Raw genomic sequence first — 15,602 nt, 5'->3', positions numbered from 1 at the left:
CTTCATGACGTTGTTTACGCTCCGTCATTGTGCACGCACCGTGATCAGGTCTCCACCATTGCGAACTCCTCGGCAAGTCGCCCCTCCCCCTGGTCAGCGCCTGGGTGCACCCTTTCGATGCGAGGGCCTCTCGGACGGACGAGCTGCGCGGGTGCCCGTCGGCCTCAACCCGTCAACCAACGGCACAGGGAAGGACTCGGCCACGAGAAGTGCCATGGCCCGCTCCTCTTCCAGGGCCTCCACGACTCGCGGCGGCACGGAGGTAGCTTGCCGGGGTTCCGTCCGTCGGACGCTGTGCAGCCGCCCGGCGGCCCGGCGTGCGGCATCGGCTTGGGCAAGGCGCTGCTGAGCAAGACGATGCTCCGCTACCGATTCGATGAGGGCTGCAATGTTCGCGATGAGGAACAGCAGGTCAACCGTGAAAGCTCTTCTCTGCTCGCGCCGTTCTCCCCAGCCGACGTTGATGAGCGCAAGCGTCCGTGCTACCGCGCGAAGAGCGCTTCCGCACGGTGTCACCGGTGGTGGACGGCCGAACGGTTCTCGGGCCGCGCGGTCGTAGGCGTCGGCGGCCTTGGCCAGTTCGCGGTTACCAGTGATGTCCGCCGTGACGTGCAGGACGTCAGCGGCCGCGGCTGCGAGGTCAGCGCGGACACCTGGATCATGAAAGACTCGCATCTGCCAAGCCGCCGTCCCGGCTACTCGGGCGGCCTCCCGGTAGGCAGCAACGCGCACCTCGTGGTCGGCGGACGAGCCCGTCGTCCACCTGCGCGACCGGGCCACCGGTCGGCGGACCTCGCTGTCCGTCCACTTATGGCGCAGCTTGGGCAAGGTGAGGTCGGCGGCGACCTTGCCCCCGGAGAAGAAGATCGGTTCACCCTCCGAGTTGGTGTACTCGGGCATCGCGACGGCGTAGCCAGTGACCTCACCGGGCGTCCGAACGCTGGATCTCAGCCGTACCGCCAGCCCGCGCTCGCGCAGGCCGCCGAAAAACGCCTCCTCACTGTCGGACGCTGCGGCGGCTGCGGCCACGTGCCGACGCAGCGCGACGCGGGGCGGCTCCTGCAACCCGGCGCGCTGAGCCCGTTCCAACTCAGCCCGCGAAGGGCGGGGCGCCGCCGTCCGGTCCGCAGGAGCAGTGGGGCACAACCCATACCGTCGCTCGACGGTCTGGCACGCCTTGCGGGCCTTGAGGTAGTCACGGGTGATGTTCGGTCGACGGCCGTCCTCGCGCGCGAGTGTGGCCACGACATGAATGTGATCGTCTGCGTGGCGCACGGCGATCCAACGGCATGCCTCGGGATCGTCCCGTGGTGCGATGCCGGTCTGGTGCATCAGCTCCTCGGCGACGTCGGCCCACTCCTCATCGGTCAGGGGACGATCGGTGGGGGCTGTGCGGAGCGAGCATTGCCAGACCGGCTCGGCGGGCCGACTCCGCTTCATCGTATCCAGCGGAGACCGCAGCACCTCAGCCAGCGACCGGAGATCGCGCTTCCCGTCCGCGCGTCGTGCTGGTTCCAGGGCGGCCGGGTGCCTGTACCCGGCGACGATGTGGGGGTCGGCGTGCTCGTTGCGCTTGCCTGGCCCGTACAGGTAGCGCAGCAGGTTGCCGACATCGGCGCCGCGAGTGACCTTCGCGATCACGGTAGACGTCGACCGAGTTCGACGATGACGGCCTCGGTCCGTCGCACCACCTGGAAGCAGTACGCCGCCAGCCACGTCACCGATTCCGGGACCTGGCCGTGGGCGTTGGCATGGCGCACGAGCTGGTTGAGGTTGACCCCGAACGCATTCACCTGACGGCTCGCATTGCGCAGCTCGGCATGCAATGCGGCGAGCATCCCGTCCACAGGTTGCTGCTCCCGGATCGCAGTCCGAACCGTTTTCACAACGAAGGCGCTACAAGCGAGCCCAGCCAGCGTCGCCGCTTCGTGGATCTCTTCGTACTCTTGGTCGCCGACCCGGATTCTCAATTCCCGCTCTCGCCGCCACCCTCCGCCGAGCTTCGCTCGACGCTGCAGCGGCTCCGAGCCGTCGCTCCCTCGTTTGGATGTCGTCATGTACCTCCGCTCTTGGCTTTTGAGGGACCGCGCTCGGTCCCCTGTTTAACCAGTGTGATCTTCCGAGCGGAAGTTATCCACAACAGGTCGCGCTCTACCAGCTATCTTGCATCCCGCACCGAGGTAATTAAGCGTCGGCTCGATAAAGCGGACTCATGTCAGTTGACGAGTTGATTCTGTCACTCGATGCCGGCCTCTATCGCACCGTTCAAACTCCCAACCTGCCCTTCAGAATCCGCTCTGCGAAGCAGAAGAAGAATCGCCGGGAACATCGTCCGATGTCAGATTCGGCTAGTCGATCTGATGAGGGGAAGGCTCTCAAACTTCGGAGGCTGCGAGAAAAAGGGCGGCCATGCTGGTTCCACTGACGATCTTCCCGGCTTCGACCAGGCCGCGCATGTCGGCCAGTGGCACCCATTCGATCCGCTCGGCTTCCCAGTCCTCGGTAGGTGGTCCGATGTGGGTGGCACCGTCTGCCCAGAAGATGTGGTGCTGAGAGTCGTAGATCCCGGGTGTTGGGTGAATGACGGTGAGAGGACGCATCGGTCCGGGCCGCCAGCCGGTCTCTTCCTCGACCTCGCGGGCGGCTGCGGCGGCCGGTTCCTCCCCGTCGCGGTGCCGCCTATGGGAATCTCCCAGCCCCATGCATCGGTGATGAATCGGTGTCTCCACTCCAGGAGCACACGACGCCCATCGTCCACTACGACCGCGCCGGCGCCACCGGTCCGGGAACGGATGATGCGGTGCTTCAGATGACGGCCGCCGGTGATCTCGACATCAGCGATGCGGATATCGAGCCAGGAATCGGTGTAGAGCGGCTTCTCCGAATGGACGGTCCAGCGCACGGACGAACTCCCTTGGTCGGTGGCGCGGCTCAGCCGTCACGCTACTGGTCGTGCTGCGCCAGAAGATCGGCGCGTTCACGGGAACCCCGTATGTACGGGGAGTCGAATGCTGCAAGCGCACGCGACAGACCTGCGACGCGGTCTTGGATGCGGCCCGACTCCATGCCCTCGGCGCAGTCCAGCATCTGGCGCCCTTTCGCCGCAGAAGCCTCCGCGTCGCCGCGCTCTCCCAGCACCTGCGCAAGCGTCGCCAACCGATGCGCTTGAAAGATGCGTCTTTGCAGAGGTGCGGACAGCTTCCTCAGCGTAGGTCTGCGCGGCGGTCAGATTTCCGAGCCGCCGTAGTACGTCCGCGTCCAGCATTTCCCATCCGCCCAGTGACGTTTACTCGCTGACTTTCAGGTGATCCGGCGGTGTTCGAGCTGGACCAGGACGAGGGCGGCCCGGACGAGATCGCCGATCCGGCCGGGGCTGAGGGTGATGTGCTGGAGCGTGGTCCAGCGTTCGGTGAGCAGAGCGAAGCCGCGTTCGTCCAGGCTGCGCAGCGCGCGCAGCAGGGCGTTGTAGGTGCGGTTGTCGACGTGGAGTTCGCCGCCGCCGGTGGGCTGCTTGAACGGCATATGGACACCGTGGCCTGCACCATCGTCAGCCGGGGTCGGCCAGGATCGGCAGTGCGCGTGCGGCCGGGCGCGCGGCGGGCAGCACGTGGGCGCGGGCGGCGGTGATGTCGACGGTGTGGCCGGGTTCGACGTCGCTGGTCCAGATCGGGAACCCGTCCGGTTCGAACAGGGCCTGGACGTTGCCGCCGAAGTCGTGGGTCTTTCCCGAGCGCCAGGAATCGATCTGCTCGCCCTTGACGCTGATGGTGCTCAGGCGGCACCGGTCGGTGTCGAATGTCTTCCCGTCCAGGATCAGGTGCCCCAGCCCGTCGGCGACGGCACGTTGGGGAGCCTCGTGCAGGTACCGGTAGGCGGTGGCCTGGGAGATCCCGAACGCGGTGCCGTGCCGGTACAGGTTGGGGCGGTCGCGGAACCAGGCGATGACGAAGACCGCCTGAGCCCAGCAGCTCAGCGCGCGTGTTCCACGGCCGGCGCCGCGGGCTCAGCGCTCGGCGCGCAGCAGGCCGGCCACGTACCGGATGAGTTCACGCGAAACGTCGAGCATGGCAGGGTAGGTGACCAAATGGAGCCTTTCGGGCAGAGACGGGATTCTTTCACAAAGACCTCTCTACCTGGGGGCTCGACGCCCGTTTCGAGGTGTTCCGATGTGTCCGCGCGCCTGCCTGCCCGTGCCCGTTCATGCCTCGAAAATCCCTGTTGTCCCAATCGGACTTGCCGAGAAACCTCACTGGGTCTGCGGGGGTGAAACCGGCACCCCGGTCCACTCGACCAGACCGTTCCCCGCCGCCGCAACCGGCGTACGCAACCAGTACAGAAGATGACCGCCTGCAGCCGCCGACCACGTTGTCATGATGCCCGAACTCCGCATCCTGTTCCATTACGAGGTGGCGGTCTTCGTTCCGCCGCCGTGCTTGGTTATTCGAGGGCGCAGACGCACCTTTACTGCACCACGCGTAAAGGCCGCGTCGGTGGCCTTGTTCGACCAGACGTACGCTTCTCCGGGCACCAGACCCGCCATCCTCGCCGGCGTCAGGTCGGCGAGTGACGCATTGGCCTTCTGCAGGTGCTTCAGCCAGGCCGGCGACGTGAACTTGTGCAGGATCACATGGTTGGACAGTTCGATCAGCGAGATTGGCACCGAAGGTGGGTCCTGACTGGCAACGAGAACGCTCATGCCCTTGTGCCGCATCTCCCGGACGCTCTGAACCAGGCCGTCGACAAGATCGGGGCTCTCGATGTACTTGTGGGCCTCGTCGAAAACGACCAGCTTATTGAAGCGCTCATCATCACCTCGGGCCTCGGCGAACAACTGCATGAGGACAACGAACAGGCCGAGCGCTTCGTCTTTTTCAATGAACTCGTCGCGCAGGTCGACGATGATCACGCGACCGGGGCGGACGAGTTGCTTCACGCGCGCGTCGTCATCGATGTAATCGGCCGCCAGGTCCAAGCGCTGTTGAGCCAGTTGCTTGAGGCTGTCGGACATGGCCGACTGCTCCACACCGTCGCGGATGACATCCAGGCGTAGATTCCTTCGATGCGCCTTCATGATCCGTTGAAGCTGCCGGATGTATGTGGACTGATTCCCGATCGCCCCCATGAGAAAGCGCCAGTGCTCGGCGCGGAGCTCGGCCGATCCGAACTTCAACGGCAGGACTTGAACTCGGGGGTATTCGTGGCGACGCCGCTCCAGTTGATCCTCGGGGACGAGCATCACCACGTCGGTGAGAGCGGCGGGCCGTCCGGCATAGGTCTCGTCGAGAACGCGCACCTGCTCGGCGTCGTCGTTGGGGGCGAGCATGCTGGTGAACTCGGGTGCGTAGTCCAGCGTAGGGCTGTAGTGGAAAACGATGGTGGCGAGAGGACGGGGAAGCTCGTTGACCGGCGGTGCCGGCAGCGAGGCGGCCTCGATGATCGATCCGAGCGTGTAGCTCTTGCCGCCGCCCTGGACTCCGAAAAGGCTGATCGTGTGCGTCTCATTGAGGTCGAGGGCGACTGAGCGCCCCGCAACCTGGCCTATGACGCCGTATTGCGGCGATGGGCCGCTCGACCCCAGATACACCGGCGGGGTTTCGGGTTCCGCCGAGGATCTGTCTACTTCCCGTTCATGGTCGGACGCGAGACTGTCGGCGGGTCCAAGGTCGGCGCCGGACGCTACTTCGTCGGCCGACGGCGCAGAGGTGGTGATCGGCGGTTCGTGGTCCGCCACCGGTGGCTCGGTCCCAGATTCAGCGCTCGCCGGTGCGGTGTCGTCCGCGAGTTCGTCCGGCTCGATCCGGACCGGCTCTTCGGGGGTGTCGTGGCGGCGGGCCGGGGCGCGGAACGCGGCCTCGTGAAGGCGCGGCACGGTCAGTTCGAGGCTGCTGAGGCTGGACGTCCCCTCCGCCGCCGGTACCTGATCTGTCGGAACCGCATCGAGGAGTTCCTCCGCCAGGTCCCGTCCGATCCGATGGAACTCGACACCCGCCTCGTGCTCCGAACCCGTCCCCCGTCCAGAGAGGTCGAAGATCAGTCCGGTGCGGGTGAACTCCAGCCGGTATCCCGCGTCGAGCCGGTCGAGCAGCCAGCGCGCCTCGGCGGCTGCGTCCGAGCGCATGGTGCCGTGCCGGACGGCGCGCCCGACGTAGAAGTGCAGAAGCGTCGCGAGTTCGGCGTTGCGCACTGCCCGGTCGGGCCGGTCGGGCTGACTCCGGTGCGGGTCGAAATGCTCTGCCAGCACCGTCTGACTACGGTCGAGTTGCTCAATCATGTGGCTCTTGAGCTGTTCGTAGGCGGACAGCCCCTCCAGACTGCCGTAGCACTTCACCTCGACCAAGCGGCACGTGATGGCGCGTCGGCGGGCGTCGAGGCTCAGCAGGGCCAGATCGGTGCGCTTCAAACTCACCGACTCCCCCACTTCGTCGGCCCGCTTACGCGACTCCCGGTACAACCCGAGATGGGCGTCGAGCGGGACGAGGATCTGGTCGGCGAGAACGTTCTGGTAGTCGAGGAAGAGCCTGGCCAGCGCGAGCCCCAGGACTTCGGTCCGCTGAGTCGGCGCGCTGGAGGCCAGTTTGAACGCGAGCCGTCCCGACAGCAGCCGCAATTGTTCAAAGAACGTCCCGGTATGCCGGGTGTCGATGGTGAATCCGTGCTGAGTACAGACCGGTGCGAGCAGGGCGCGCAGTTCGTCCACCGACCGGGAACTGATCACCAGATGGTGCCCCAGCCCCTCGGCGCCTTCGACATCGAAGTCGATCACATAGTCGGGCCGCCGTTCGCTGCTGGGACTGTCGAAGTACTCGACACCCAGCGTCCGGTCGACGATGATCACCCAGTCGCTGGAACGGTGCGCCTGATGGAGCAGGGTGCCGTCTCGGGCATCGAGCGTGAGCGTGACTCGGGGCACGAAGCCGGTGCCCACCTGCCCGGTCGTGACCGCGGCCGCCGCCTGTGAGATCGTCGCGGGAAGCGCTGACAGCAGGTCGGACAGCTCCTCCGCTCCCACGATCGGATGGGCGGGGCCGTGCCTTGGCTGTTTGTGCCACGTGACGGTCTCCTCGTCCTCGACGAAGGCCACGGACACATCCTGGACGAGACCGTGTACCGGCGTCATGCCGAGAGCGGCGGCGGGCGCCGCGTCGAAGCTCTCGCCGCTGAAGGCGTCGAAGAGCAGGGTCAGGTGCGCCGCATGCTCGTCGGTCGCGGAGCGGAATTCGTGCAGCGGCCGGACGGCGACCGCCAGTTTGGGGATGAGGCCCGAGGGCCGGCGTGTATGGAAGGTCTCGGCTTCGGCCGCTGATCCGCCCTCGCCGCGCAGCAGTTCGGCGAGGGCCTCCCCGTTGCCGGTGGCCTGCGGATCGGAGGCGAAGAGGCGAATGTCGTAGTTGACGTCCGCCAGTCCCTTCCGCCGTTGGAGTTCGATCAGCATGTCGACGAGATGCTCGGCTCGTCCCGCGTTGACCGCACTGATCACCAGTGTGTCGACATACGGGTGGAGGCGAAGGTAGCGCTCGACCCGATCGGCCAACGCCCGTCCCGAGATCGCCTGACCGCCGCTCCACCGTTCCGGCAGGCGCAGCCCGGCGGCGAGTGCCGAGAGCAGTCCTTGCGGGTCGTCGGTGCCGGTCGGCAGGCACACGCCCCAGTAGGGGTTGAGGTCTCCGGCCGCGATGGCCAGGGCCCCGCCGTGCCGGGGGACGACGAGCGGGAAGCCGAGCGGGGTCAGACCGGCGAGGGTCCGCTCCGCCGCGGCGATCACGGCGGCCTCGTTCTCTCTGGCGTTCTCAAGCCAACGGCGACCGAGCTCCGACCAGGTCAGCAGCCACAGCAGCCGCAGCGGATGGGTGGGGGCGACGAGTACGACCTCTCGCAGAGCACCGTCCGGGTCCGTGAAGCCGACTTCGACGGTGTCGACCTGGAGCAGCGCCGCCATCTCCCGGAGCAGTTCGGTCTGACGGTTCTCGCCGGCCCGCTCGGCACAGCGGAGCTGCCAGGCCAGGACCTCGCCGTACGACTCGGCGTACGCCTGAATCTCCTCCCGAAGGCCGAGCAGATCTCTCCCCTCGACGACCAGTCCGTCGTCGCGTCTGATGGCGCCCAGCACGGCACGGCGCGCTGCGATGAAGGCGTCCACCACGTCGTCGCCCGTGCCCGGTACGGGCAAGACCTCGGGAAGGGGATCTCCGGCCTGGTCGACATTGACGGGGAGCCTCCACCGACGCAGCCGATCGGGTTCGGCGAGCAGGCGGCGCTGCACCTCCAGGAGCGGCGGAGCAAGCGGTATCTCGGCCGAGCCGTGTGCGCCGAACGCCGCCCGCAGCACATGCCTGCCCGTACCGTCGGCGTTCTTCCAGGCCACACTCTTACACGCGACGCTCCGCCAGTCGCGGGCCTCCTCCAACGACTTGAACTCCAACCGCCGGAGCGCCTGGCTGACGCCGGCCTCTCTGCTGACGCGTTGCGGTGGTGGGGTGTCCTCGAAGTCGTCGTCGGTGACCACCATGAAGCGGTCGCTCTCGTTGCCGAGGTCGGCGCCGTCGTGAGCCGTCTCGACCGGCAGGGGAACGCCTTCGGCGTCCTGCGGCATCACCCGGACGAAGTGCCATCCCTGCTCCAGTTCCGCCGAACGGAGCTTCTTGAGCGCGGCCTTGTAGGTGTTCTTCGCGGTCTTGCCGAGCCGGACCGTCGCCGCCACGCCGGTCGGGCCGGATTCCTCGGAGACCAGTTGGACGATGAACTTGGCGAGGCCGGGCACCCGCCGGGGGTGCGGATCCACGGTGAACGTCAGCGGAAGCTGGTTCTGCCCCTGCTTGCCGCCGTGGAGGAACGGCTGTCCGGTCATGTTCCGCAGGACGGCGTGGTCCGCGTGCCCGGGCGAGTCACCGGCCTTCGGCAGGTCGAGGTCGCCGACGACGATGCGCAGCACCTCGGTGGGCTGTTCCTCGCGCAGCGGCCAATGCTGGAAGGCGAGGTTCCAGTTCTCGCGATCGACGACGATCCGCCGCGTCCAGGCCCGGGCGTCCTCCAGCCCGGTCCGCACGAGGAACTCGGCCAGCCTCTGCCGGAAATGGGGGTCGGTCAGTCCGAGTTCGATCACTCGCTGACGTTCGGGACGCTCCGTGGCCGACAGCACCCGCGTGTGCCCGATGTTCCGCCCGATGCGGGTCTGGACTCGGGCAGGATCGGCGAACAGCTCGAAATCAGGCACCAGCCCCAGCTCGAAGACGGCCGCGCCCGCCGCCAGCGGATCGTTGTCATTGAGCTGGATCGTCAGCAGGTACCGGGACCGCGCGTAGTCCCCCGCGTAAGGCCAACCCTGGTCCTCGATGACCGTGAACATCTCCTCGATGCCGCGGCGAAGGGCGTCGGGGAGTTCGGCGAGGAGCCTTGCGGCCAGTTCGGCGTAGACGTCGCCGAGGACCAGTTCCTCGAAGGTGGCCACGCCGAACGAGTCTTCCGCGCTGGCGTGCGTGCCCGGCGGGACGAAGACCAGGAGCGGGGGGCGCTGCCGTCCTTGCGCATCAGGGTTGCGCAGTTCCACGAGTTTGGTACCGGTGACGGCGACGTCCGCCGGGACGGCCGGCTCGGAGCCGAGCACGAGCACGCGGGCGCCGTTGTCGACGGCGCTCCGCACGCGCCGGCACAGCCGAACCGCGAGCGAGGTCTCGATCTCGGTGACCCGCATGCAATGCCCCGGCAGCCGAGCCGCCAGCTGACCGGACAGCCGCGGGACGAGGACCCGTTCCAGTGCGGTCTCGACATCCTGCTCCTGCAGTTCTCTCAGTCCGGCGCTCATGCGTCCCTCCCCTGGGAGCGGTCGGCCGTCACCGTGTAGCGCGGGGTGATCGTCTGCGTCAGGTAGGCGTCGGACATGTCCGAGTAGAAGCCGATCTCCCGAAGTCTGGCGGTGAACGCGTCAGTGTTTGCGCGTAGCGCGGCCTGGTCGTCGATCGTCGGGCGGTCGAAGCCGTCACCCGACGGAAGCCTGTCGATGTGCAGCCCGTACCGCTCCCGGAGAATGGTGAGGAACTCGTCCACGCGCAGGGACGCGGTAGAGAACTCGCCGTCGTCCCCAAGTCTGAGCAGCGACAGCTGGAGCAGCACCTCAAGCAGGCGGCTGTCCAGGATGAAGCGGCGGTCACCGCGCCTCGGCTGCGCGATCACCGCACCGGGCCGGTTCTTCAGCAGGAGCGAGTCGAGGCATCCGGTCAGGTACTTGCGGTGGAAGGCGACGCGGTAGGCGGTGATGACCTCGATGTAGGCGGTGAAGTCGTCAAGGCCGAGTTGCAGGATCTGCTCGATCTCGGCGTCGATCTCCGCATCAGCCCCCCGGGAGCTCTCGATGACCGCCAGCCGGCCGCCGGCGAACCTGTCGCGCTCCTCTTTGTGGGCGGGGGCGAGCAGGCCCAACAGGTCCTCGACCGTGAAGAAGCCGCGCACCGGAGTGCGGAGGGTGCCGCGCCGCACCAGATGCCGCGCGAGGTCGTCGAGCCGCTTCACGGTGAACGTGGCCCGGACGAAGTCGGGGATGCGGCCGAACCACACCGCCGCGCTCCGTTCGGCCAGCCGGGCCGTCGGCGTGCCGGGGATCCCCACGACGTCGAGGAAGAGTCCTCCGCCTGGGCGCGCGGGAGCGCAGCGGACCAGGGACGGCAGCAGTTTCAGGATCCGCAGGTGGTAGAGCGCCAGGTGGAAGGCGAAGAGGATCTTGAGGTAGTCGACGAGCACCGACCGCGGGATCAGGTCGCGGTGGAACAGCAGGCGGAGGACGTCCTCCACCAGGAGGTCGGACGCCTCCGGATAGAGCGGTGGGTAGGAGCGCCGGTCCTTGGCGCTCGCAGGCCGGTCGGTGATGTCCCGCTTCACCGCCTCGGAGAGGTTGATGAGCGCCTGCGTCTCCACGTCGATATCAGCGTCCGACATCGGCGTTTCGGTGCGCTTGTCCAGCCCGTCGAAGAAGAAGTTCTTCAAGTGTTCGAGTGTCCGGACGCCGCGCCGCGGGTCGGAGGCGTGGGAGATCATCTCGTAAAGCTGCTCGTCCGCCCCGTAGGCGCGCGACCGGCGCGCGTTCCTGAACCGGTAGGTGAAACCGTGCAGGGGGCGCAGACCCGCCACGGCCTGCGTCGCCTTGCCCCGGTTGACCACGTCCAGCAGGTGGGTCTCAAGCCAACGGTGGGTGGTGTCCGGATCGAAGCCGGCGAAGGACTCCGGATGCTCCCGCAAGGTGTCGACGAAGTCGTCCACGTCGAGGTCTGCGGAACGCGAGACGATGCTGGACCTGCCGTCCCACCAGAGCCGGGGCAGGAAGCCGGTCAGGACCCGGTCCATCTCCATCTGCTTGTAGTCCAGATAGCTGATGCCGGGGTGGCGGAACTCCTTGTCACTGCGGTGCAGAGTCATCGGTCTCCTGCCCTCGCATGTCGATGCCCTCCATGACGAGACGCCCGCCGCGCTCACGGCGGACCCGGTGCAGACGGCGTCCTCCCGCGGACAGGACGATCTCCTGGTAAGGCGCGGCCGAGAGCTCGTTCTTGAAGATCGTCAGGCCCAGGTAGTGGCCCTGCTGTTCGGCGATGCCCGGCAGGTAGCCGTCATGGAGGCGGTACAGCAGCTCGAACAGGTCCAGTTGGATCCGGAGCCGTGCGGTCTGGCCTCCCGGACCGTGGTAGCGGAGCACCAGCCCGTCCGGCTCCTGCTCCAGATAGGGGGACGGGACGCCGCCCGACAGCGTGAGCGTCAGCGCATCGATGGGGAAGAGGCGGTAGCTGCGGATCGTCCCGCCCGATACCTGGCGAACCTGGAGGGCGAGGGTGTCGCCGAGGCTGCGCGGGTCGGGCAGCCCTTCCCCGCGGTTGATCGCCGCGATCAGGTCCGGAAGCCGGGCCGCGGCCCGCTCTGGGTGCTCCAGCAGCGACAGGAACCGCTCCGCCGAACGGAAGGGGGACATGGCCCGTGACCGCTTGTCGTCTACCCCCTCGAAGTAGAACCTCCGGCGGACGGACGCCAGGTACCGCGCGTGGTCGTCCCCTCCTCCCCGGAGCACCGCGGCGTCCCCGGTGAGACGGTGGAAGAGCGTGCGGAGCAGGGACATGTCGTAGTCGCCGCGACGGTCGATGGTCATCATCGCCTGCCCGGCGTCCGGACCGACGTGCGCGAGTCGCCGGTCCAGCGCGGGGACGGGCACCGCGGCGACATCGACCTCCTGGAGGAAGGCCAGCAGCCGGTCACGGGTCCCCGGTGCTCCCGCCCAGCTGTTGAAGTAGAAGCCGGAGAGGATCTTCTGGATGTCGTCCCCTCGGTACAGCTCGTGGATCTGCGCGCAGTCCCTCCCGGAGGTGAGCGTGAACGCCAGGGCGGAACGCAGGTCCCGCACCGTGACGTGCATCCGTCCGCGCAGGTGGGCGAGCCTGTACAGCTCCCGCAACCGTTTGACGACCTTCGGTCCCGCGCTGGGGTGGGCGAACGTCCTGGCGTTGTGCGGCACGTAGCAGGAGTTCACCAGGTCGCAGGACGCACAGGCCTCCCAGAATCGGTCGTGGGTCATTCTGGCCAGCATCCGGTCGAAGATCGGCCCGCTGAGCCCGTCGGCGCCGGCGACCACGCTGCGCCGGTTGAGGTTGACGACGGCGATGTCGCGCGGCGGAAGCTCGCCGTCCAAGCTAGCCAGGAGTGTCGACGCGAGGGACGCGAACCTCTCGTTGTGCGTGGTCAGGAAGTCGACGAGCCGTCCTTCGTTGATGGCGATCAGCCTGGTCTCGGGGTCTCCCGGCCCGGCCGCCGCGCCTTCGGCGAAGGGCTCGAAGAAGTCGGCCAGCACATCGTCGTTGGCCTTGTCGCCCTCGTCCTGGCTGCCGTCGTAGTTGGTGCGCAGCCATCGGCCGTTGAGCAGCCGCACGTCGGCGCCGTTGTCGCGGGGCGCGCCGGGGGCCGCGCCGCGGTCTATCGCGGCGGCGATGAGGTGTTCGAGGAAGGCCGTCTTGCCGTCTCCCGCGTTTCCTGTGATCACGACGAGCCGGTACTGGCCGGCGAGCACGTCGGGGATCAGCCTGTCGTCCAGTGCGGTGGCGACATAGACGTCGTACGGGTCTCTGCCGCGTGTGCCCGCGTTGCTGCTGGTGCTCTGGCTGTAGAGGGTCTGGAGGTGGGCCACGAACGGGTTTACGTTCCGGGCGGAGACGACCGGCCGCGGTTCCGGTGGTGGCGCTGGCGGCCGCCGGTGCACCTCGCCGATCGCCTCCAACGCGGTGAGGAACTCGGCGGCGTCGCCATAGCGGGCACTGCGCAGCGGGGCGATCGCCTTCTTCACCGTGTCGACCAATGCGTCCGATAGTTCGGACAGTCCGGTCAACGACCGCGGGTCCACAGGTTGTTCACCGAGCGCGGGTCTGCCGGACGCGAACGGGTATCGGCCGGTCAGCACCTGGTAGAGCGTGACGCCGAGGGCGTAGACGTCGCGGTCGACGAGGTCGATCGCCGTCGGCGGGACACGATTGTTCTGGTCCGGCGGCACGTACTTGGTCGTGCCGCCCGCCTTCGACATGCTCGACCCCGCCGACGCCGAGACATTGAAGTCGATGATCTTGCAACCTCGGTCGGTCCAGAGGAGATTCCCGGGCTTGATGTCACAGTGGAAGATCCCGCTCTCGTGCAGGAACGCCAGTCCACGAGCGACTTCGACACCGAGTTTCACCGCGTCCGCCGGGCCGAGCGAACGCTCGTCAACGAGCGCGCCGACGTCCTGGCCTTCGACGTACTCGAACACCAGGTACGGCGTCTCGCCGCCGTCAAGGTAGTCGGCGCCCTCCACCTTAATCACGTTGGGGTGCGGGCGGAGGCCGAGCAGGATCTGGTACTCGTGCCTGAGGCGCTCGACGAGGGATTCACGGTCCCGGTCCACGATCTTCACGACCCGGTCGGCGCCCGCGAGGTTGTCGTACACCTGGTATGCGGCGCCGAAGGAGCCGGGCCGGCCGAGCCTGCGCTGAATCGTGTACTTGCGGGTGAGCTGGTGGCCTTCCGGGAGGTTGCGGTAGTCGACCTTCGGGGTCGAGTCTCGTCCGGTATGTCGTCGGGTGGCACCGGCCAGCGCCCGCAGGGCCTCCGCCGCAGAAGGGCGCGTGGACGGCGCCGGCGCGCACATCCGGCCGAGCAGCTCGGCGATCCGCTCCGGGCTCCCCGCGGCCTCCAACGGCTCGGCAGGGAGCACACTCCCCTTCTCATACTGGTCCGACGTCGAGGCGAACGGCAGTTCCCCGGTCAGGACCTGGAAGGCGATCACACCGGCGGCGTAGACGTCCGATGCCCGGCTCATCGCCTGCGCCCTCGACTGGCACTCAGGGGCGACGTACGCGGGGTCGAGCGCGTCGGCGAGCCGATCCACGACCGTGTGCGACCGGGGCCCCTCTGGGCGGGCGTAGTCGAAGCCCGTGAGCATGCCCCGCCCGCTGTCGGCCACGAGCACGGCAGCCGGGGACAGCGCGCGATGGATGACCCGATGTCCGTGCGCGTGCGCCAGTCCGCGCAGGAGGTCTGCGATCAGCCGATACTTGGCGTCCGTCGCCAACGCTTGCCGAGGGTTGTCCAGACGCAGCCGCAACGCGCCGCCGCGAACGTCGTCGAGGACGAGCACGAACTGGCTCTCGTCCTCGGTGGGGAAGAAGTCCCGGCAGCCGACCACGCATTCGTGCGGCGGCATCTTGGCCAGCACCTCGTAGGCGTTGGCGATCGCGATGCGCTCCGCCGCGCGCACGTCCTCGGGCTGGAACGGGTCGGCCTTGTAGACCCGGAGCAGTACGGTCTGCGAGCTGGTGACGGTCGCGTTCGCCGCCCGGTACTCGGTGACCTCCTCGGTGCCGCCGAGCGTCTCCCGCACCACCCAGTTGCCGAACCGCGGCGGGCCGGACGTCACCCGCACGACACCTTGCAGTGTCCGGATGATCTCGTCACCGTGCCGCCGCATGTCGCGCGGGAAGCCGTTGCGGACCCGCGAGACGTCGGACAGCACCGGGATCAGGTCGTCGAGGCTCGCGACGTCGTGGGCATCCGCGTCCGTCCTGTCGCTTCGGTCCACCAGGACGGCGTCGTCAGCCGTGAGCACCACCAACGCGTCCACGAACACGCGGTTAAGGCCGGGGCTCCGGCGGGTCAGCGCTCCCTTCAGCGCCCGGGCATGGTCGCGGAGCTTGGAGACCGGGGAATGGAAGGAGCCGCGGTTGGACGGGTACCACCGCCGGCCGGACACCTCGATGCGTCCCCGGGTTCCCTTCACGTCGATGACGCACACCGAATGCGGCATCACGACGATCAGGTCGACCTCGTACATGTCGCCGCGGACCGGGATCTCGATGTTGTGCAGCACGAGCCAGTCATCGGGGCCGTGGTCGCGTAGATGCGCGATGGCCGCCCGCTCGGCGTCGTTGACCGGTGGGCCCCCGCCGACGATGACCGCCATGAACTACCGGACCGCCTCTCCCGACGCCTTCGCCGCCCGTACCGGACCCCCATCTAACAACGCCGAAGACCGATTGATCCACCGCGTTGTCAAGACGTGATCGCCGATACCGGTCCGGCCAATTCCGGTGGCCGACGCCTTTAGGATG

At 67.8% G+C, this 15,602-nt stretch carries 6 protein-coding genes and 1 pseudogene; all 7 read right to left on the bottom strand.

Annotation, left to right across the window (positions count from 1 at the left end):
- Positions 1–93 precede the first annotated feature (93 nt).
- A complete protein-coding gene (locus tag QP090_RS36765; RefSeq protein ID WP_285944382.1) occupies positions 94–1,641 on the bottom strand; it encodes a relaxase/mobilization nuclease domain-containing protein in 1,548 nt (515 codons plus the stop codon).
- Positions 1,638–2,057, bottom strand: coding sequence for a plasmid mobilization protein (locus tag QP090_RS36760; protein WP_285944381.1), 420 nt, complete (start codon positions 2,055–2,057; stop codon positions 1,638–1,640). The genes QP090_RS36765 and QP090_RS36760 overlap by 4 nt, the downstream gene beginning before the upstream one ends.
- 318 nt (positions 2,058–2,375) lie before the next feature.
- Positions 2,376–2,902 (bottom strand): annotated as a pseudogene (locus QP090_RS36755) (NUDIX domain-containing protein).
- A 398-nt stretch (positions 2,903–3,300) separates the two neighbouring features.
- Entirely contained in the window at positions 3,301–3,522 is a 222-nt protein-coding gene (locus tag QP090_RS37815) for a transposase family protein (protein WP_432763118.1), read from the bottom strand.
- Between the two features lie 877 nt (positions 3,523–4,399).
- Positions 4,400–9,799, bottom strand: a complete 5,400-nt coding sequence (gene mads8, locus QP090_RS36745) for a methylation-associated defense system ATP-binding protein MAD8 (RefSeq protein WP_285944380.1) — start codon at positions 9,797–9,799, stop codon at positions 4,400–4,402.
- On the bottom strand, positions 9,796–11,403 hold the full coding sequence (mads7, locus tag QP090_RS36740; RefSeq protein ID WP_285944379.1) for a methylation-associated defense system protein MAD7: 1,608 nt from the start codon (positions 11,401–11,403) through the stop codon (positions 9,796–9,798). Before mads7 ends, mads8 begins: the two co-directional genes overlap by 4 nt.
- On the bottom strand, positions 11,384–15,454 hold the full coding sequence (mads6, locus tag QP090_RS36735; protein ID WP_285944378.1) for a methylation-associated defense system protein kinase MAD6: 4,071 nt from the start codon (positions 15,452–15,454) through the stop codon (positions 11,384–11,386). The genes mads7 and mads6 overlap by 20 nt, the downstream gene beginning before the upstream one ends.
- Positions 15,455–15,602: the final 148 nt, after the last annotated feature.

Source organism: Actinomadura xylanilytica (genome assembly GCF_030283145.1).
Lineage (GTDB): Bacteria > Actinomycetota > Actinomycetes > Streptosporangiales > Streptosporangiaceae > Spirillospora > Spirillospora xylanilytica.
This window is presented reverse-complemented; position numbering and strand designations above follow the sequence as displayed.

What these genes read in the sequence shown, in the direction of transcription:
- QP090_RS36760 (WP_285944381.1), bottom strand. Translation starts at nt 2,057, where the DNA reads ATGACGACATCCAAACGAGGGAGCGACGGCTCGGAGCCGCTGCAGCGT.
- QP090_RS37815 (WP_432763118.1), bottom strand. Translation starts at nt 3,522, where the DNA reads ATGCCGTTCAAGCAGCCCACCGGCGGCGGCGAACTCCACGTCGACAAC.
- mads8 (WP_285944380.1), bottom strand. Translation starts at nt 9,799, where the DNA reads ATGAGCGCCGGACTGAGAGAACTGCAGGAGCAGGATGTCGAGACCGCA.
- mads7 (WP_285944379.1), bottom strand. Translation starts at nt 11,403, where the DNA reads ATGACTCTGCACCGCAGTGACAAGGAGTTCCGCCACCCCGGCATCAGC.
- mads6 (WP_285944378.1), bottom strand. Translation starts at nt 15,454, where the DNA reads ATGGCGGTCATCGTCGGCGGGGGCCCACCGGTCAACGACGCCGAGCGG.